Annotated in this window: 18 protein-coding genes; 9 read left to right on the top strand and 9 right to left on the bottom strand. The window is 67.3% G+C overall.

Features of this window, described 5'->3' with window-relative positions; all coding sequences use genetic code 11:
• Positions 1 to 137 precede the first annotated feature (137 nt).
• Together QM624_RS00220 and QM624_RS00215 are read right to left on the bottom strand one after the other, a co-directional pair.
• The gene (locus QM624_RS00220) at positions 138 to 2,054 is read right to left on the bottom strand and encodes a hypothetical protein (protein WP_415088056.1); all 1,917 of its coding nucleotides are present in this window, start codon (positions 2,052 to 2,054) and stop codon (positions 138 to 140) included.
• Between the two features lie 384 nt (positions 2,055 to 2,438).
• Positions 2,439 to 3,134, bottom strand: coding sequence for a TetR/AcrR family transcriptional regulator (locus QM624_RS00215; protein WP_415088055.1), 696 nt, complete (start codon positions 3,132 to 3,134; stop codon positions 2,439 to 2,441).
• Between the two features lie 54 nt (positions 3,135 to 3,188).
• Between QM624_RS00215 and QM624_RS00210 the strand changes: the two genes are divergently transcribed.
• Complete coding sequence (locus QM624_RS00210; RefSeq protein ID WP_415088054.1) at positions 3,189 to 3,863, top strand: DUF4386 domain-containing protein; 675 nt, start codon at positions 3,189 to 3,191, stop codon at positions 3,861 to 3,863.
• Here the strand turns inward: QM624_RS00210 and QM624_RS00205 are convergent.
• Positions 3,833 to 4,228, bottom strand: a complete 396-nt coding sequence (locus QM624_RS00205) for a YchJ family protein (protein WP_415088053.1) — start codon at positions 4,226 to 4,228, stop codon at positions 3,833 to 3,835. The two genes, QM624_RS00210 and QM624_RS00205, sit on opposite strands and share 31 nt — an antisense overlap.
• 217 nt (positions 4,229 to 4,445) lie before the next feature.
• On the opposite strand from QM624_RS00205, the gene QM624_RS00200 reads away from it, so the two are divergent.
• The 5 genes from QM624_RS00200 (at position 4,446) to QM624_RS00180 (ending at position 7,620) form a co-directional block, all read left to right on the top strand.
• The gene (locus QM624_RS00200) at positions 4,446 to 5,486 is read left to right on the top strand and encodes a PDDEXK nuclease domain-containing protein (protein WP_415088052.1); all 1,041 of its coding nucleotides are present in this window, start codon (positions 4,446 to 4,448) and stop codon (positions 5,484 to 5,486) included.
• Positions 5,487 to 5,584: 98 nt separating this feature from the next.
• A complete protein-coding gene (locus tag QM624_RS00195; RefSeq protein ID WP_415088051.1) occupies positions 5,585 to 6,244 on the top strand; it encodes a class I SAM-dependent methyltransferase in 660 nt (219 codons plus the stop codon).
• A gap of 5 nt (positions 6,245 to 6,249) precedes the next feature.
• Positions 6,250 to 7,164, top strand: coding sequence for an SDR family NAD(P)-dependent oxidoreductase (locus QM624_RS00190; protein ID WP_415088050.1), 915 nt, complete (start codon positions 6,250 to 6,252; stop codon positions 7,162 to 7,164).
• Between the two features lie 94 nt (positions 7,165 to 7,258).
• Positions 7,259 to 7,471: a hypothetical protein gene (locus QM624_RS00185; RefSeq protein WP_415088049.1), complete on the top strand. Its 213-nt coding sequence runs from the start codon at positions 7,259 to 7,261 to the stop codon at positions 7,469 to 7,471.
• Positions 7,468 to 7,620 (top strand): hypothetical protein, encoded by a 153-nt coding sequence (locus QM624_RS00180; protein WP_415088048.1) that lies wholly within the window; start codon positions 7,468 to 7,470, stop codon positions 7,618 to 7,620. Before QM624_RS00185 ends, QM624_RS00180 begins: the two co-directional genes overlap by 4 nt.
• 43 nt (positions 7,621 to 7,663) lie before the next feature.
• Here the strand turns inward: QM624_RS00180 and QM624_RS00175 are convergent, their stop codons facing one another.
• From QM624_RS00175 to QM624_RS00160, 4 genes are read right to left on the bottom strand one after another with little or no spacing between them, the layout of a single operon-like run.
• Positions 7,664 to 9,115, bottom strand: coding sequence for an ATP-binding protein (locus tag QM624_RS00175; RefSeq protein WP_415088047.1), 1,452 nt, complete (start codon positions 9,113 to 9,115; stop codon positions 7,664 to 7,666).
• On the bottom strand, positions 9,112 to 9,804 hold the full coding sequence (locus tag QM624_RS00170; protein WP_298129692.1) for a response regulator transcription factor: 693 nt from the start codon (positions 9,802 to 9,804) through the stop codon (positions 9,112 to 9,114). The genes QM624_RS00175 and QM624_RS00170 overlap by 4 nt, the downstream gene beginning before the upstream one ends.
• Before the next feature lie 53 nt (positions 9,805 to 9,857).
• Positions 9,858 to 10,325: a low molecular weight protein-tyrosine-phosphatase gene (locus QM624_RS00165; RefSeq protein ID WP_415088046.1), complete on the bottom strand. Its 468-nt coding sequence runs from the start codon at positions 10,323 to 10,325 to the stop codon at positions 9,858 to 9,860.
• A gap of 1 nt (position 10,326) precedes the next feature.
• Entirely contained in the window at positions 10,327 to 10,707 is a 381-nt protein-coding gene (locus QM624_RS00160) for a phage holin family protein (protein WP_298129696.1), read from the bottom strand.
• 59 nt (positions 10,708 to 10,766) lie between these two features.
• On the opposite strand from QM624_RS00160, the gene argF reads away from it, so the two are divergent.
• Positions 10,767 to 11,762: an ornithine carbamoyltransferase gene (argF, locus tag QM624_RS00155; RefSeq protein WP_415088045.1), complete on the top strand. Its 996-nt coding sequence runs from the start codon at positions 10,767 to 10,769 to the stop codon at positions 11,760 to 11,762.
• A gap of 179 nt (positions 11,763 to 11,941) precedes the next feature.
• Here the strand turns inward: argF and QM624_RS00150 are convergent, their stop codons facing one another.
• Positions 11,942 to 12,505 carry a histidine phosphatase family protein gene (locus QM624_RS00150; protein ID WP_415088044.1) on the bottom strand — a complete coding sequence of 188 codons (564 nt, stop codon included), beginning with the start codon at positions 12,503 to 12,505 and terminating at the stop codon, positions 11,942 to 11,944.
• 126 nt (positions 12,506 to 12,631) lie between these two features.
• On the opposite strand from QM624_RS00150, the gene QM624_RS00145 reads away from it, so the two are divergent.
• Positions 12,632 to 13,120: a substrate-binding domain-containing protein gene (locus QM624_RS00145; RefSeq protein ID WP_415088043.1), complete on the top strand. Its 489-nt coding sequence runs from the start codon at positions 12,632 to 12,634 to the stop codon at positions 13,118 to 13,120.
• A 618-nt stretch (positions 13,121 to 13,738) separates the two neighbouring features.
• The gene (locus QM624_RS00140) at positions 13,739 to 15,049 is read left to right on the top strand and encodes an MFS transporter (RefSeq protein WP_415088042.1); all 1,311 of its coding nucleotides are present in this window, start codon (positions 13,739 to 13,741) and stop codon (positions 15,047 to 15,049) included.
• 320 nt (positions 15,050 to 15,369) lie between these two features.
• On the opposite strand, the gene QM624_RS00135 is transcribed toward QM624_RS00140, so the two are convergent.
• Positions 15,370 to 16,785, bottom strand: coding sequence for an FGGY family carbohydrate kinase (locus tag QM624_RS00135; protein ID WP_415088041.1), 1,416 nt, complete (start codon positions 16,783 to 16,785; stop codon positions 15,370 to 15,372).
• Positions 16,786 to 16,953 lie beyond the last annotated feature (168 nt).

The raw sequence follows: 16,953 nt of genomic DNA, 5'->3' as shown, positions 1-16,953 counted from the left end.
GTTCATGGTCGGCTAAACACCGTTGATCGAGCTTGTCGAGATCCATCCCAGGGGTCTCGACAAGCTCGACCGGCGGTGAAGCTCGACCGGCGGTGAAGCGCGACCGGCGGTGCAACTCGACCGGCGGCGGTCAGCTACTACTTCTTGATCGTGAAGCCGGCCGTCGTGCTGCCGCTCAACGAGCCCGGCCCGGTGAGGGTGAAGGTGCGGCTCCTGGAGCCCTTCTTCACCTTGTAGCTCAGTTTGCCGATCAGGGTCGCGTCCGACTGTTCGGTGCGGAGCAGCGCGATCAGTTCGTCGAAGCTGTTGGTCGGGTCGCTGAACTCGTCGTCCCACTCGTCACACTCGGTCTCGCCGTTCTCATCGGCCTGACACGGATCGAAGCTGGTCGCCCCGATCAGCTGCACCGAACCCTTGGTGCGGGCGGACGCCGGCAGGGTGACGCGGAACTTCGCGCCGGCCGTGGTGCCGTCGACCCGATCGTTGCGGACGACCTGGTACACCGGGCGCAGCGAGTACTTGGTGCCCGCCTTGAGCTTGCTGCCGGACAGGTTGACCCAGGTCTTGCCGCTCAGCCGCTGCACCTTCGACACCCGGTAGTTGACGGCGTCCGAAGAGAGCAGTTTGAGGGTGACGGTCACGCCGGTGACGGTCACCTTCTCGTGAACCTGCTGGCTGATCGCCCAGACGTCGTCGGCGGGCGGCGTCCCGATCTCGTCGGGGAAGTAGTACCGGTCGTCGACGACCTGGGAGTTGCTCAGCGTGCCGGTCTTGCCGTTGGCCCGCTTGTAACTGATCGTCCAGCTGACCTTGCCGGTGCCCGAGCTGTACTGATCCAGCTGTTCCATCGCCGCCGTGCCCACGAGTCCGGCGGTGGCCGCGGCGGCGGCGTCCGGGTAGGCCACGGTGGCGACGTACTTGTCGACCTGTACGCCCTTGGGGTTCTGCACCTTCACGGTGAGCGGGAACCCGGTGAGGGCGCCGATGGTTCCGCGGATGCCCGCGGTGCGGTCCTGCGTGAGCACGCCGACCGGGGCGAAGAGCTGGGAGGTCTCCTTATAGGAACCCTGCACGCCGGTGCCGTCCGGGACGACCATCGCGACCGAGGCGTTCGAGATCAGCATCGAGGTCTTCCCCTCGAGGTTCAGCGGATGGCCGAACGCCCACACTGTCTTGCCACAGATCGCCGTCACGGTGCCGATGGAGCCGATCACCATGTCGCCGCTGACCATGGTCGCCGTGATGTTGCCACCCACGACCAACGGCTTCGCCGTCGCGGACTGCTGCGGTGCGGCGGCGAACGTGCCGCTACGCAGCAGGGAGGCGGCGCCGGCCGTGCGCGGCGTCCGGGCGAGGGTGCGGTTGGTGAAGGCGTTCTGGGCAGTCCCGGCGGGCCCAGCGATATTGACCGTCTTCACCTGGGTCAGCTGACCGCCGGCCAGCGACTTCCCGGCGACCCGGGTGCCTGCTGCCGTGACCTTGAGGCTGGCCGCGCTGACCCGTGCGCTCTTCGGCTGGCTGACCACCGTCGTGCCGATCGTCTTCATGTACTCGGCCGGGGTCACCCCCGCAACCGGGAGGTTGTCGGGGCTCAGCGCGTACGAGACTGCGCCGATCAGCCGTCCGTTGCCGTCGTAGACCGGCGAACCGGACATGCCGGCCCAGATGCCGGCCGCCTTGAGCCCGTTGGTGCCGTCGATGGTCGGACTGCTGAGCTTGAACAGCAGCAGGTCCTTGCCCTTGCCGAAGTAGCCCTCGATGAAGCCGATGTAGCTTCCGGTGAATGCTTCGGGGTCGGTGCCGCGTACCACGGTCTTACCGCTGACGGTGCGCCCGGCGGCCCAGCCACGGGCCTCACTCACCGGAACGTAGGGCTGGCTGCCGTCGCTGCAGAAGGCGGGGCTGGCTGCCTGGGCGGGGGGTGCCGCGCTGACCAGGCCCACACTCAGGGCACCGGCGAGAACAACCGCACCCAGGTGACGTGACCAGCGTGGGAATCGGGGCCGGCGAGCAGCTGCGGCGAGCGGGCGCGCGGCATCGGTCGGATCAGTCATTGATCCGGCTCCTGTCCTGTCCGGGAGGGGGTGAGATCAGGCGGACCGCAGGCGGCGACGACATCGGACAGGGCGGCCCCCGAACTAGTCCCCGCACGGCCCGCGCTCAACGTAGCAGGCAGCACCAAGCACCTTCACGGGCGCTAAGGAAAAGTTCAGCGGACGGTTAGAAGCCGCGTTGATCGACAGCTCACGCTCGTTGAATGTGTCGCTGCATACCGCTGGTTGAGCTTGTCGAAACCTAAGGAGGCGCTGATCATTCACGTCATCCCGGGCTCCGACCCGGGATCTCAAGGTGGGAGAGCGGCCGCCGAACCCTCTGGATGAGATCCCGGATCGAGTCCGGGATGACATTGAGACAAGCTCGACCAGCGGTGTCCGATCTCACCTCGAGGACGGTCCCGCCGTCCGAGGCGAGGCCCAACCGGAGGCATGCAGCCGGGCGAAGGCGTCCAGCAGCAGGTCCAGGGTGAAGGCGAACTCGTAGTGGCTGTCGCAGCCGGCGCCACCTGTGCGTTCCAGCGAGTCGAGGGTGATCGCGACGATGTGCGGGAAACGTTCCCGCGCCACCCGTTCCAGTTCCGCGGAGTTCTCCGGGGTGCTGGTGGCGGCATCGTCGAAGGCTTCCGGGCTGAATCCCCAGATGCGGTGCCCCAGGGCGTGCATGGCGTGATGGGTGAGATCGGCCGACAGGCCGCCGCCCAGTAGGTCGCCGGCGACGGCGTCCATGTGGGCGAGCACGGTCGGGGTCCGGTGCCGGCTGGCCTCGATCGCGGACCGCAGCCACGGGTGCAGCACCAATGCGTCGCGGGCGCCGAGGATTCGGAACCGGGCCGATTCGCGCCAGTCCAGACCCGTTTCGGGGACGGGATAGCCGGCGACGACCGTGTCGATCATGCCGGCCACCAGGGCGTCCTTGCTTGCCACGTGCTTGTACAGGGCCATCGGAACCACGCCGAGTTCGGCGGCCAGGCTGCGCATGCTGAGGCCGTCGAGGCCCTTCTGGTCAGCCAGCCGGACGGCCGCGGCGAGCACCCGGCCCCGGTCGAGGGGGAGGCGTGGCGCAGACTCCGTTGACATGGTGTACATCGTACGCCTAGCCTGTGGTGTACGCCGTACACCTAGGAGGTTCGGATGTCCGCCGATCGTCGCCTCAGCCTTGTGGCCGGGTTGTGCTACCTGGTCACCTTCGTCACCTCGATACCCGCGTTGGTGCTCAAGCAGCCTTACCTGGACGGCGCGCCCGGTGCTGATCCGACGGCGCTGCGGGCGGCGTCCGGGCTGGAGATCGTGCTGGCCCTGGCCTGCCTGGGAACTGCGGTGGCGTTGTTCCCGATCGTCCGCCGAAGCTCCGAGCCGCTGGCGCTCGGCTTCCTGGGCTCGCGCACGCTCGAGGCCGGGCTGGTGCTGCTCGGCGTGGCCGGCATGCTGGCCGTGTCATCCGTCGGTTCGGACGCCTCGGCGCGGGCGGCGCTGGTCGCACTGCATGACTGGGCGTTCCTGATCGGGCCGGGCCTGCTGCCCGCAGTCAACGCGGCACTGCTGGGTTCGGCGCTGCTGCAGGCCCGGCTGGTGCCTCGGGTGATTCCGCTGGTGGGTTTGGTCGGCGCTCCGCTGCTGACCGTCAGCGCTTGTGGAACGCTGTTCGGCTGGTTCGACCAGGTGTCGGCGTGGGGTGCTGTCGGTGCTCTGCCGATCGCGCTGTGGGAGCTGGCGCTCGGTTTGTGGCTGACCTTCCGCGGCGTCCGTGAGCCCGGGTTGGCCGAGTCGCCGGCGGGCTACTCGGTGTCCGGGGTTGCGGCCAGGTAGACCCAGCGGCTGCCGCGCCGGACGAACGCCGACCGTTCGGTGAGCGCGCCGGTGTGTCCATCGAGGCGGAAGTGAGCGACGAAGCCGACGATGCCCATCATGTCGTCGGGACCGCCGTCCACCTGGTCGACGACGTCAAGGCCGGTCCACTGGCGGTCGTCCAACTCCAGGGTGTCCGGACGGGTGCGTGGATGCCACGTCCGCAGCAGGTATTCGGCATCGGCGAGCGTGAACGCGGTGTAGCGGGACCGCATCAGCGCCTCCGCGGTGGGCGGCCACTCCTCGCGGCGCAGGTACGGCGCGCAGCATTCGGCGTAACGTCCGCCGCCGCAGGGACAATTGGCGGTTCCGGGCAGATCGGTCATTGCGCCAATCGTGTCACGAAGTACTCGCCCGGACGGACGTCGACAAATTTCGGCGAATCGGCAGGTCGGAGGGAAATATGACGGCTCGTTGCGGTCCATCCCGTGCCACCGATGGACAAGTGTTCCGCGGCTTCGCGTGTCTCTAGGCCTGTTCAGGTCGAGCCCCTGAGCTGGTATAGAGCCCGGGAATGTCGGTCCCGGCTGAGAGAGTGCGCTCGTGACTGACAAGGTGCCCGCGCTCACCGATCCGCCCGAGGGGTATGCCGACTGGCTGACGGACCTGAAGGATCGGATCCAGGCTGCCCAGCAACGCGCGGCCCTGGCGGTCAACATCGAACTCATCGGGCTCTACTGGCAGATCGGCCGCGACATCCTCGACCGGCAGGCCGAGCAAGGATGGGGCGCCAAAGTCGTCGACCGGCTCTCACATGACCTCCGGGAGGCGTTCCCGGGTCTGGGTGGGTTCTCGCGGGCCAACCTCATGTACATGCGGGCTTTCGCGGAGGCGTGGCCGGATGGCGCAATCGTCCAACAGCCTGTTGGACAAATCCCGTGGGGTCACAACATTGTCCTGCTGACCAAGCTCAAGGACACCAGCACACGACTCGCCTACGCGGCGGCCACGGTCAAGCACGGCTGGTCGCGGAACACCTTGGTGATGCACGTTGAGGCCCGGACCCTTGAGCGGCAAGGCAAAGCGATCACCAACTTCGCCCGCACGCTGCCGTCGGTGCACTCCGACCTTGCGCACGAGACATTGAAGGACCCGTACAAGCTGGACTTCCTCGGGCTCGATGCGGGTGCGAGGGAGCGTGAAATCGAGCAGGCCCTGGTGGACCACGTTGCCGACTTCCTCATCGAGTTGGGTGCTGGCTTCGCCTACGTCGGGAGGCAGGTGCACTTGGAGGTCGGCGGCGACGAATTCTTCATCGACTTGCTCTTCTACCACCTGAGAATCCGTGCCTACGTCGTCATCGAGATCAAGGCCGGAAAGTTCAGGCCTGAGCATGTTGGCCAACTCGGGTTCTATATGACGGCTGTCGATGCACAGGTCAAGCATGAGGATGACGCTGCGACGATCGGCCTGCTCCTCTGCAAGACCAAGAACGAGGTAGTGGCCGAGTATGCACTTCGTGACAATGCTCGCCCCCTGGGGGTCTCGGAGTTTCAACTTGCAGAGGCGTTGCCTGAGCAATTGCAGACCAGCCTGCCGACCATCGAGCAGATCGAGCGTGAGTTGGCAGGCGGAGTGCAGTGACCGTTGCGATGACGAAGCATTAGCGACTGAGGCTGACTTCGCACCCCAGAGACATGATCTGCGGCATAGGCTGGCGCGCGACGCGGGGGAGGGATGCGATGAGTTCGATGGAAGCGGTTCTCGAGGTGGGTTGGGACGCTCCCGAATCGGTCTATGACCGGGGCGCGGCCACCTATGACGCGATGGTGAGTTCCCGGCTGTACAACCGTCTGGCCTGGGGGACGGACCCCGCCGACTACGCCGCCTTCGCACGCGAGGCGGTCGACTCCGGGGAAGGCCCGCTGCTCGACGTGGCGGCCGGCACCGCGACCGCAACGGCAGGCGCCTACCTGGCGAGTGCGCGGCCGGTGGTGCTCACCGACCGATCCAAGGGCATGCTCGACCTGGCCACGCGCCGGCTGACCGTTGACGGACGTTTGCGGCCCGACACCCGCTTCGTTCAGGCGGACGCTTTCGCGTTGCCGTTTCCGCCGGGCGGCTTCGAGACGGTGCTCTGCCTGGGCTTTCTGCACCTGGTCGACGACATCGTGCCGTTCGTGGACGGCCTGCGCGCCCAACTTCGACCCGGCGGCCGGCTGTTCGTGAGCTCGCTGGTTGCGGCGACGCCGGTCGGGACGCGCTACATCCGTTTCCTGCATCGCCTCGGCGAGATGGCCACGCCGAGGACGGCGGACGAACTCGCCGACCTGTTCGGTGTCCCGGTGCGCCGACGCGGTTCGATGGCGTACCTGACGTTGGGCGCCCGAACGGGGGAGTGAGCCAGATGGGGCTCGGGAAGATCCGCGACCGGCTAGCTCCGTTGCCGCTGCCCGATCTCACCGGACGCCGCGCCGTCGTCACGGGTGCGAGTGCCGGCATCGGGCTCGCCACCGCCACTGCATTGGCTGGTGCGGGTGCCACGGTCGTGCTCGCCGTCCGTAGTCGGCAGCGTGGTGAGGACGCCGCGGGCTTGATCCGGCGGCACCATCCGGACGCCGATCTGAGGGTGGAGTTGGTGGAGCTCGGCTCACTGACCAGCATCGCCGAGGCGGCGAAGCGGATCGGCGCCCACCCCGTCCACCTGCTGGTGAACAACGCGGGCCTGGGCAGCAGCGATCCCTCGGCGCTCACCGAGGACGGCTTCGACCTCCAGATCGGGGTGAACCACCTCGGCGCCTGGGCATTGACCGCCCGGCTGTTCCCGGTGCTGAAGGAATCGGGCGGCGCCCGGGTGGTGACCCTCGGCTCGACCATGTCCGAACGTGGCCGGATCGAGGCCGACTTCGGCCGTCCGACCGGTTCCACCGTCCGCTCCTACTGTGACTCCAAGCTTGCTGCGGTCGTCTTCGCGACCGAGCTTCGCCGACGTGCCGCCGGGGCGCACGTCGACGTCCTCGCGGTACCGGCCCACCCGGGTTGGTGTGACACCGCGATCTTCGCCAATGGCGGCCCGCCCGCTTTCGTCAGCGTGATCGGCCGCCTCACCGGCGCCATTCAGACGCCTGCCGATGGTGCGCAGCCGGTATTGCTGGCCGCCACGGTGCCACGTCCGGGCGACTACTACGGTCCGCTGGAGCATCGTGGCTCGGCGGGACCGGCGGGGGTGGTGGCACTGCCCGCCCCGGCTCTCGACCCCGAGGTCGGCCCACGCCTGTGGGAACGCTCCACAGAACTCACCGGAGTCGGTTTCGACTTCTAGGAAAGCGCTGGTCATTCGCGTCGCCCGAGGTCTCGACAAGCTCGACCCACGGAGTTCGACGCTCCCTGACCGGCCTCGCAGTAGAATCCGACCCATGGCCGAGACCCGCAAGTACCGTCCCTCCGGCAGCCTCGTCGGGGACGCGGTGCGTGCGGCGCTGGGCGAGAGCGTCCGTCCGGTGGCGCCGGGTGGCCGGCCGGATCCGACCGAGAAGACCGCGAAGGCAGAGCCCGAGAGCTCGCCGGCGGTCACCGTCCGCACCTTCACCTTCGGCGCCCCGCGCCGTCCGGACAGCGCAGACCAATGACCAGGAACACCGCCCGGCTGCGTCGCTGGTTGCGGCGGCATGAAGGGTTCGCGGGACGGATCAACGCCGTCGGCTGGGACTACGTCTCGAACAACTGCGAGAACCGACGCATCTCACACAACGCGACGGCGCTGCCCAAGGCGCCCTGAGGTCGATCGTCGGACGAGCATGCCCGACCAGGCCCGCAGCCCGCTACGAAGAACTCAGTTTGGGCAGCAGCGCGGTCGGCTCCTCGTCCGTTTCGTCTTCGGGGGGCGTGGCGCTCCCCGGCAGCCGGACGATGAACTCGGCGCCGCCCTCGGCTGAGCGGCCCGCCTTCACCCAGCCGCCGTGCGCCTTGATGGTCTGCGCCACGATGGACAGGCCCAGGCCCGAACCGGGGGTGTTCCGGGCGGTGGGCGAGCGCCAGAACCGGTCGAACACGTGCGGCAGGTCCTCTTCGGCGATCCCGGGACCCTGATCGGAGATCCGCAGCCGGTCGCCCTCCAGCAGCACGTGGATGGTGCCGCCCTGGGGCGAGAATTTGACCGCGTTGTCGAGCAGATTGGTGATCGCCCGCTCCAGGGTGTCCGGTTCGCCGATCAGATACAGCGGGTTGAGTTCGACGTCGAAGGTCAGTGACGGCCCGCGCCGCTTCGCCCGGGCGATCGCGCTGCGCACCACGTCGCGCAGGTCGATCGGCTCGGGGTGCGGCTGTACCACGTCGTCACGGCTGAGCTGGACGAGGTCGCCGACCAGGGTGGTGAACTCGCCCAGCTGGGCGGCGATGTCGCGCAGGATGTCCGCCCGGGCACCCTCGGGCAGCATCCGGCTGCGCTCGTCGGCGACCAGCAGCTCCACATTGGTGCGCAGCGAGGTGAGCGGGGTGCGCAGCTCGTGGCCGGCGTCCGCGATCAGCCGCCGTTGCCGTTCCCGCGACGACTGCAGGGTGCCGAGCATGGTGTTGAACGAGCGGCCCAGATCGGCGAGTTCGCCGCCGCCCTCGATCCCGATCGGGGTCAGTTCATTGGTATCGGTGACGTGGGTGACGGCCTCGTTCAGTCGTCGGATCGGCCGGATCGCCGAGCGGGCGATGACGAAGCCGATGGCGCTGGAGACCCCCACGCCGAGGAAACCGAAGATGGCCAGCGACCAGCCCAGCGTCGCCATGATGTTGTTGGTGGCCTCCAGCGGACGCCCCAGCACCAGCGCGTAATTCTCGGTGCCGGCCTTCAGCGGCACCGCGACGATCCGGTACGGCTGACCGTTGGACGCCTCACCGGTGCGTGCCGACGAACCCTGCTGGCGGCGCGCCACCGAGAGTTCTTCGACGCCGGGAACCAGACTCACCGTGGCGCCCGGCAGGGTGCTCACCCGGTTGTCGGCGCGGACCAGCATGACCGTGACGTTGGCCGCCTTCAGGGCGTTGGTGTCCAGGCCGCCCATGCCCTCGATGTCGACCGCCACCCAGTTCGCGGTCACCGCCGCGACGTCGACCAGCTCACTGTCGAGCTGGTTGTAGACGGTCACCCGAGTGATCAGCCACGCGGCCACACCGGTGAGCGCGACGGCGGTCGCCACGGCGAGCGCCACCAGGACGGCGAGCCGGTCCCGCAGCGGCCAGTCTCGGGCGGCGAGCAACCGGTTCAACCAACCTGTTGTCACGGGGGAGTCTCGCGCAGCACGTACCCGATGCCGCGGACGGTGTGGATCAGCCGGCTTTCACCCTCCCCCTCGGTCTTGCGTCGCAGATAGCCGATGTAGACCTCGAGCGAGTTGGCGGTGGTGGGGAAGTCGAAGCCCCAGACCTCGTTGAGCAGCCAGCCGCGCTCGAGCACCTTGCGCGGATGCTCCAGGAAGGTTTGCAGCAGGGCGAACTCGGTGCGGGTCAGGCTGATCCGGCGTCCGGCGCGCTGCACCTCGCGGGTCTGCGGATCGAGGGACAGGTCGGCGAAGGTCAGCACTTCGCTGTCGGCGTGCTCCTGCTCGGCCGGCTTGGACCGCCGGGTGAGGGCACGCAGCCGGGCCAGCAGCTCGTCCAGTGCGAACGGCTTCGCCATGTAGTCGTCGGCGCCGGCGTCCAGGCCGTCGACCCGGTCGTTGACCGCATCACGGGCGGTGAGCACCAGGATCGGCACGTCGTTTCCCGTGGAACGCAGCATCCGGGTGGTCTCCAGGCCGTCCAGCCGGGGCATCATGACGTCCATGATCACGGCGTCCGGACGCAGCGCGGAGAGCCGAGCCAGCGCCTCCAGACCGTCGCCCGCCGCGGTTACCTCGTAGCCCGAGTACTGCAGCGAGCGGGCCAATGAGTCCCGGACGGCCTGATCGTCGTCGACAACGAGGATGTGCATAGGGTTCAGCCTGCCATGTTGGGCCGCCGTGGGGTGTGGCGACCGGCCCGATGCTATCCGACGAGCTCTCGGACTCGCTCCAGGACGCCCGGCATCGCGGCCTCGACGGCGGCCAGGGTGCCGCGGAAACCGTCCGCCGAGCCGTACCAGGGATCAGGGACGCCCGAGCCGGGTGCGGCGTCCGGATCGAAGTCGGTGAGCAGGGCGAGGTTGTCGGCGTCCGGGACGAGTCGGCGCATCCGCGACAGATGCAGGTCTTCCATGGCGACCACCAGGTCGGCGTCGCGGATCTCGGCGGCGGTGATCTGGTGGGCGCGGTGGCCACCCGTGGAGTAGCCGGCCTGGGCCAGGACGCGCTGCGCCCGCGGGTCGATGGGTTCGCCGAGCTCTTCGCTGGACGTGCCGGCCGAGGTGAACCGCACCCCTTCCAGGCCTTCGCGTTCGGCTAGGCCGCGGGCCACTCGTTCGGCCATCGGCGAGCGGCAGATGTTGCCCCAGCAGACGAAGATGACGTCGATCACGTCAGCGGTTCACGTCGCTCTTGGAGGTGAACGACGAGTTCAGGATGAACGACACCAGCGACACGATCAGTGCCCCCCAGAAGGCGGACCAGAAGCCGTCGACATGCCAACCGATGTGCAGCTGCTCACCCACCCAGGCGGTGAGCCAGAGCAGCAACGCGTTGATCACCAGCAGGAACAGGCCCAGGGTGAGCAGCAGCAGCGGCGCGGAGGCGAATTTGAACAGTGGCTTCACGATCGCGTTCACCAGACCGAAGATGATCGCGACCCCGATGATCACGATCAGATTGTTCTGCGGTTGGTCACTGTCCATGTGGATCCCCGGCACCACCCAGGTGGCGAACGCGAGGGCGGCAGCGCTGAACAGGAAACGCATCACCATGGCGGCGATTCTGTCATGGCAGAGTTCTCCTATCGAATCGACCGACAGATGGGCTCGCCGTGAACCTGCGCCAGCGTCACTTCCTCAAGGAGCTTGACTACACCCCCGCCGAATGGCGGGAGTTGCTCGACCTGACCGCCGAGTTGAAGAAGGCGCGGAAGGCCCGACGCGAGGTCAAGCGGCTGGACGGCCTGACCCTCGCACTGATCTTCGAGAAGCCGTCCACCCGGACCCGTTCGTCGTTCGAGGTGGCCGCCTACCACCAGGGCGCCAACGTTAGCTATTTCGACGAGACCGGTGCCCACATGGGTCACAAGGAATCGATCGCCGACACCGCGCGGGTGCTCTCGCGCTTCTACGACGGCATCCAGTACCGCGGCTCGCGGCAGCAGATCGTCGAGACCCTCGCCGAACACAGCAGCGTCCCGGTGTGGAACGGCCTGACCGACGAATGGCACCCGACCCAGAGCCTGTGCGACATGTTCACCATGCGTGAGTCGTCCGGGCTGGACGACCGCGACATCAGCTTCGCCTACGTCGGCGACGCCCGGTTCAACCAGGGCCGCTCGCTGCTGATCGCCGGCGCGATGATGGGCATGGACGTCCGGATCGTCGCGCCGGAGGCGCTGCAGCCCGACCCGGAACTGGTGGAGACCGCACGCCGGATCGGCGCGGCCACCGGGGCCCGGGTGACCATCACCGAGGAGGTATCGGCGGTGAAGGGCGTCGACTTCGTGCACACCGACATCTGGGTGTCGATGGGCGAACCGAAACAGGTCTGGGCCGATCGGATCGAGCTGCTCACCCCGTACCGGGTGACCACCGAACTGCTGGAGCGCACCGAGAACCCGGACGTGAAGTTCATGCACTGCCTGCCCAGCTATCACGACCTGGACACCACGGTCTCGCAGCAGATCCTGGACGAGACCGGCCGCGAGGTGTTCGAGGTGACCGAGGAGGTCTTCGAGTCGCCGGCGTCGGTGGTGTTCGATCAGGCCGAGAACCGGCTGCACACCATCAAGGCGATCCTGGTGGCCACGCTGGCCGGCCACTGACCGCGGACGCCGTCACCCCCCACCGCTCCTCGAACTATTTAGGGATGTGCTGATCAAAGCCCGCCGTCGTCATCCCGGACTTGATCCGGGATCTCTCCTCGCCTGAGATCCCGGGTCGGAGCCCGGGATGACGTGAATGGTCGGCGCTTCCCCAAGTAGTTCGGCGAGCGTTGGGCGGCTCAGCTGTTCCAGCGCAGGACCGCCCAGGATTCCTTCTCGCGGCCCAGGATGGACAGGCTGGCGGTCTCGACCGGGAAGGCCTGACCGAAGATCAGCGGGAAGTCGAGCCAGCACAGCGCCAGCACTCGGGAGGCGTGCCCGTGGCCGAAGCAGATCGCCTTGTCGACGCCTGATTCGCGGACGCGGCGGACGACCCGGCTGAGCCGTTCGCGGACTTGGTCGGCGGTCTCGCCGTTGGGGGCGCCGTTGAACCAGAGCCGCCAGCCGGGGTGATGGTGGGCACGGATGTCGGCCGATGTGATCCCTTCGTAGTCGCCGTAGTTCCACTCCTGCAGGTCGTCGGTCACCTCGTAGTCGGTGAAACCGGCGAGTTCGGCGGTGCGCCGGGCGCGTAGTCGCGGGCTGGTCAGCACCAGCCCGAACTCGCTCGGATCGAGCCGCGTCCGCAGTGCCCTGGCCTGCGCCTCGCCCTCGGCGGTGAGGTCGATGTCGGTGTAGGAGGTGTGCTGGCCGGACTTGCTCCATTCGGTCTGTCCGTGGCGGATCAGGTACAGCAGTGTCATGGAGGCACCGTAACCGCAGAGCGCTGCTCGATGGGGAACAATCGCACAGTTTGGACCTGTCTGTACGGATAATACGTAACGGTATAGACAAAGCAGGTGGCCTGTTGCATGCTGAGGCTGTCCTGGATGCCGAAGAAGCCCAGGTTCATCACCAGGATCTGCGGCATCGACATCAACGGCTTGGTCCGGACGACGCTCACCCTGGTGTCGGTGCTCATGTGGTGGCACGGGATCGACGGCGGTGCTAGTGCGATGACCGAGTTGCTGACGCGGCCTGATCTACCAACGGCGGTGTTCACAGAATTCGACGAGCTCGCGGTCGGCGCCCTGTGGGCGCTGCGCAGGGCCGGTCTCCGGGTGCCGCAGGACGTCTCGGTGGTCGGCATCGACAACGCCGAGATGGCCGAGTTCGTTGATCTCACCACTGTCGCTCAGGACGTCGGTGCGCAGGGCCGAGCAGCCGCGCGTATGCTGCGGCAGCTATTGGGCGATGAACCCGGCACTCCGGCCGCGGAGACCGTTCTCCATCCGGCCCGTCTGTTGTTGCAGGGCAAAACCTGCCCGCCGGCCTCTGCAAGGCGTCCCGCGGTCTCCGTTGAGGACGCATGCGACTGACCCCTCGGGTCGGTCCGACCTCGGGTTCCGCGCGCCAATCGCTCGCCGAACTATTTGGGCTCGCCGCTGGATTCAGCGAGCGGGATAGTTCAGGGAGCGTTGGACGGAACTCAGAGTGATGAGACGGCACTCAGCCGGCGGCCGCGGCGTCCCTGGAGGACACGGCCCATAGCTCGGGTCAAAGAGTGGCGAGCCATGCCGACGCGAGTGGCGCATGTGCTCTCGCCAAGCAACCGCGGTCGCGAGCCGCCTAAATTGTCCGGACTATCCAGTCTGGTATGGACAGAACGGTCACATCGCCCTACCCTTGCGCTATCGCTCCACGTGGCCAGTACTGCGGTGAAAGCGGGTTAGCCCCGAGGCAGTGCTGAAAGCTCGTCGGTCAGAGAGGACTGGGAATGCGTGCTGGTGTGTCGCTAGCCCGCCGACCAGCGACCCGATCCCGGCCGCATTGAGTGCGTCTCGCCACGAAGAGCGGTGCTGGGTGCGGTGCCCCCGCGGAGCGTGGCACCGACTTTCCCCAGGGGTGTGCTGCCTGTCGCGGCCCGGGAGGGAGCGGAGCCGGGCGTGCCTCGGTCTCGTCCACCCGACTTCTACTAGGAGAAATAGGAGAAAGTAATGACAGCAAGTGCGCCGGCCGAAAGCCGGCACTTCATCGAACGAATCGGTCTCCCCCGCAACCTGGCCTGGGGCTTCCTCGGTCTGTTGTTCTTCATGATTGGCGACGGCGTCGAGTCCGGGTTCATCGCTCCCTTCCTGGCGGAGAGCGGGGCTGGGGACGCGACTCGTGCGGCCGTCGTCATCACTGCCTACGGCCTTACGGTCACCCTGGGTGCCTGGCTCGCCGGCGCCTTGTCGGATGTGTGGGGCCCGCGCCGGGTGATGATGATCGGCCTCGGGGTCTGGGGCGTGATGGAGGTTGTCTTCCTGGCGGTTGCGGTCCCCTCCGGGAACTTCACCCTGCTTCTGGTCGCCTACGGACTCCGCGGTTTCGGCTATCCGCTGTTCGCATACGGCTTCCTGGTCTGGGTTCTGGCCGCCAGCCCATCCAACCGGCTCGGATCGGCGGTCGGATGGTTCTACTTCGCCTTCACCGGCGGACTACCCACCCTGGGATCCCTGCTGGCCAGCGGTACCGAACCGATCATCGGCAAATACATGACGTTGTGGATTTCGCTGGGGATGGTGGTCGCTGGCGGCATAGTCTCCCTTGCCGGCCTCCGCAACGCTCACGGTGGCGGGCGCCTCGCTGACCCGCACGTCACCACCGGGCAGAGTATCCTGAACAGCGTGGCGATCGCCTTCAAGCGCCCACGGGTCGGGCTTGGCTGCGTCATTCGGATCATCAACACTGCCCCGCAGTTTGGTTTTCTGGTCTTTCTTCCCATGGTCTTTGCCGATCAGCTCGGATTCGGAACCCCGGGCTGGTTGCTGTTGGTCTTCACGATCGGTTTCGCGAACATCTTCGCCAATCTCTTCTTCGGCATTCTGAGCGACAAGCTGGGGTGGCACCGTACCCTGCGCTGGGGCGGCTGCTTCGCCTCCGCGGCCAGCGCGCTCGCGTTCTACTTCGTGCCGATGCACGTCAGTCAGGAGTACTGGGTTGCGGTGGCCTGTGCGGCCTTCTTCGGTATCACTCTGGCGGGCTTCACTCCGATCTCAGTGTTGATGTCGCTGATGGCGCCCGATCAGAAGGGCAACTCGATCGCCGTCCTAAACCTGGGTGCTGGTGCGGCCACCTTCGTCGGCCCAGGCATCGTCGCAGCCTTTCTCGGCCTGGTCGGCCCGGGTGGGGTGACGATCATCTTCGCCGCGCTCTACGTGATCGCCGGAATCGCCGTCAGCGGGCTCAAGCTGCCCAAGGAGGCGCTGGACGCCGTTGCGCACGGAGAGACGATGGAGGAGGTTCACGAGGCCCACGACGCCTGACCTTTCCGCATTCGTCGGTGACGCGGTTTTCCTACCGCGTCACCGACGAATGCGTTTGGGGACACGCGGCGCCGTTGGCTATCGCGCACCTGAGGAGAGGTCACCGACCACCCGGGTTGCTGGCCGAGGAGCCGGCCAAGGCAAGTGCCACTGACGCATGAGTCGCTAGTGGGTCGCCGCAGGCCACGGCCCGGCTCGCCCGCTTGATCGGTTCAAGAAGCACTGATCGATGATATGCCGAGCGAGGACGTGCAACCCCTGGGATGAGCAGCGCGCCCGCCCTCCGCGCCGCGGCCGGACATGATCGGTCAGCGTTTCCTTCAGTACCCGAGGGCGTCCTTTGCGGCTCGGTGCTGTTGCATGATGACTGGCTCCGCCGGGCTGTCCGGGATCTGCTCCGACCGTGGCGGCCAAACCGGGAACTCACCGGTGAGCGCCACTGCGGCTTGCATCCCAGCTCCCTTGGCAACGTACTCACCCGGCCTCGGCACCAAGACCGGCACATCCACCAGCTGGGTCAGGACCTTCTGCACGGCGGAACTCTTCGCCGCGCCACCGATCAACACCAGTCGGTTCACCGGTACTTGGCAAGCCCGAATCGAGTCCAGCAGCACAACTTGGCTCGCCAGCATGCCCTCGATCGTCGCCCGCGCGAAGTTCTCCCTGGTGAAGTTCTCCAGCGAAGCACCGTGCAGCGAAGCCCGTGCATGCGGCAGATCCGGCGTCCGCTCTCCTTCGAAGTACGGCAACAGCGTCAGGCCATCCGCGCCGGGCTCGGCTGCCAGGGCTAGCGCGTCCAGCGCCCGGTACGAACACCCAAGTACCTTCTTAGCTGCGTCGATGTCGCGTGACGCGTTCATCGCCGCGGCTCGAGGTAGGAAGTCACCGGTGGCGTCGGCATAGTTGCTCACGTATCCGGTGTAGTCGTGTATCAGGCTCCTGGTGTGTGCGTAGACGACGCCGGAGGTGCCCAGTGACATCACGGCATCGCCGGCGTCCAGTCCCAACGCAAGGGCTGCGGCCGCGTTGTCGCCACTACCCACACCCACCGGAACGCCGGCCGGAATGCCCGGGATCCCGGCGGCCGTGACCCCGGCGCGATCCCGCGGCCCCAGTACACGAGGGAGGGACACGCGCCGTCCGAAGGCCATCTCGAACAGGTCCCAGCAGTACTCGTCCGTGTCCGGCGACCAGTAGGCCGTGCCGCTGGCGTCGGAACGGTCGGTGGTCAGCAGGTCGAAGTCCGGGTTGCCGGGACCGCCGCCCATCAGCCGCCAGGTCAGCCAGTCGTGGGGGAGCGCGATCGCTGCGACTCTGGCGGCATTCTCGGGTTCGTTGTTGCGTAGCCAGCGCACTTTGGTGATCGTGTCCGACAGGGTCAGCCGCGAGCCCGTCCGTCGGATCCATTCGTCGGCACCGAGTTCATCGTTCAGCTCGCGCACCTGTGGGTGGGACGAGGTGTCGTTCCACAGCAGGGCATCGCGCACCGAGCCGCCGTCCTGGCCGATGAAGGTCGTGCTGTGGCCGTGGCCGCTGACCGCGATCGCAGCGACGTCATCGAGCCCGCCCGCGTCGGCAACAGCAATCATCAGCGCATCCCACCAACGGTCGGGATCCACCCAGGTGCCGCGTGGGTGACTTGCGCGGCCCTCGCGAATCACCGCCCCGGTGCTTAGGTCGACAACGGCCACCTTGCAGCTCTGGGTCGATGAATCTACGCCTGCGACTAGAGGCATGGGACTCCTCCCTGGGTGCGCGCTGGACGAGGTTTGTAAGGCACCGGGGACGAGACGGTAGCCCAGCTGCGATCGAACTGTCGAGCACGCTTACCGATCAGAACGTATCGTACGTACAGACCGTACCATGCGGTATGATGCCGTGACGACCTCGACTTTGGCCGTGGC

Origin of the sequence: Micropruina sp. (assembly GCF_047606365.1) — a bacterium.
Taxonomy (GTDB): domain Bacteria; phylum Actinomycetota; class Actinomycetes; order Propionibacteriales; family Propionibacteriaceae; genus Micropruina.
This window is presented reverse-complemented; position numbering and strand designations above follow the sequence as displayed.

Bases quoted from the DNA above. Each gene is read 5' to 3' on its own strand.
- QM624_RS00220 (WP_415088056.1), bottom strand. From the start codon at position 2,054: ATGACTGATCCGACCGATGCCGCGCGCCCGCTCGCCGCAGCTGCTCGC.
- QM624_RS00215 (WP_415088055.1), bottom strand. From the start codon at position 3,134: ATGTCAACGGAGTCTGCGCCACGCCTCCCCCTCGACCGGGGCCGGGTG.
- QM624_RS00210 (WP_415088054.1), top strand. From the start codon at position 3,189: ATGTCCGCCGATCGTCGCCTCAGCCTTGTGGCCGGGTTGTGCTACCTG.
- QM624_RS00205 (WP_415088053.1), bottom strand. From the start codon at position 4,228: ATGACCGATCTGCCCGGAACCGCCAATTGTCCCTGCGGCGGCGGACGT.
- QM624_RS00195 (WP_415088051.1), top strand. From the start codon at position 5,585: ATGAGTTCGATGGAAGCGGTTCTCGAGGTGGGTTGGGACGCTCCCGAA.
- QM624_RS00190 (WP_415088050.1), top strand. From the start codon at position 6,250: ATGGGGCTCGGGAAGATCCGCGACCGGCTAGCTCCGTTGCCGCTGCCC.
- QM624_RS00185 (WP_415088049.1), top strand. From the start codon at position 7,259: ATGGCCGAGACCCGCAAGTACCGTCCCTCCGGCAGCCTCGTCGGGGAC.
- QM624_RS00180 (WP_415088048.1), top strand. From the start codon at position 7,468: ATGACCAGGAACACCGCCCGGCTGCGTCGCTGGTTGCGGCGGCATGAA.
- QM624_RS00170 (WP_298129692.1), bottom strand. From the start codon at position 9,804: ATGCACATCCTCGTTGTCGACGACGATCAGGCCGTCCGGGACTCATTG.
- QM624_RS00160 (WP_298129696.1), bottom strand. From the start codon at position 10,707: ATGGTGATGCGTTTCCTGTTCAGCGCTGCCGCCCTCGCGTTCGCCACC.
- QM624_RS00150 (WP_415088044.1), bottom strand. From the start codon at position 12,505: ATGACACTGCTGTACCTGATCCGCCACGGACAGACCGAATGGAGCAAG.
- QM624_RS00145 (WP_415088043.1), top strand. From the start codon at position 12,632: ATGCCGAAGAAGCCCAGGTTCATCACCAGGATCTGCGGCATCGACATC.
- QM624_RS00140 (WP_415088042.1), top strand. From the start codon at position 13,739: ATGACAGCAAGTGCGCCGGCCGAAAGCCGGCACTTCATCGAACGAATC.
- QM624_RS00135 (WP_415088041.1), bottom strand. From the start codon at position 16,785: ATGCCTCTAGTCGCAGGCGTAGATTCATCGACCCAGAGCTGCAAGGTG.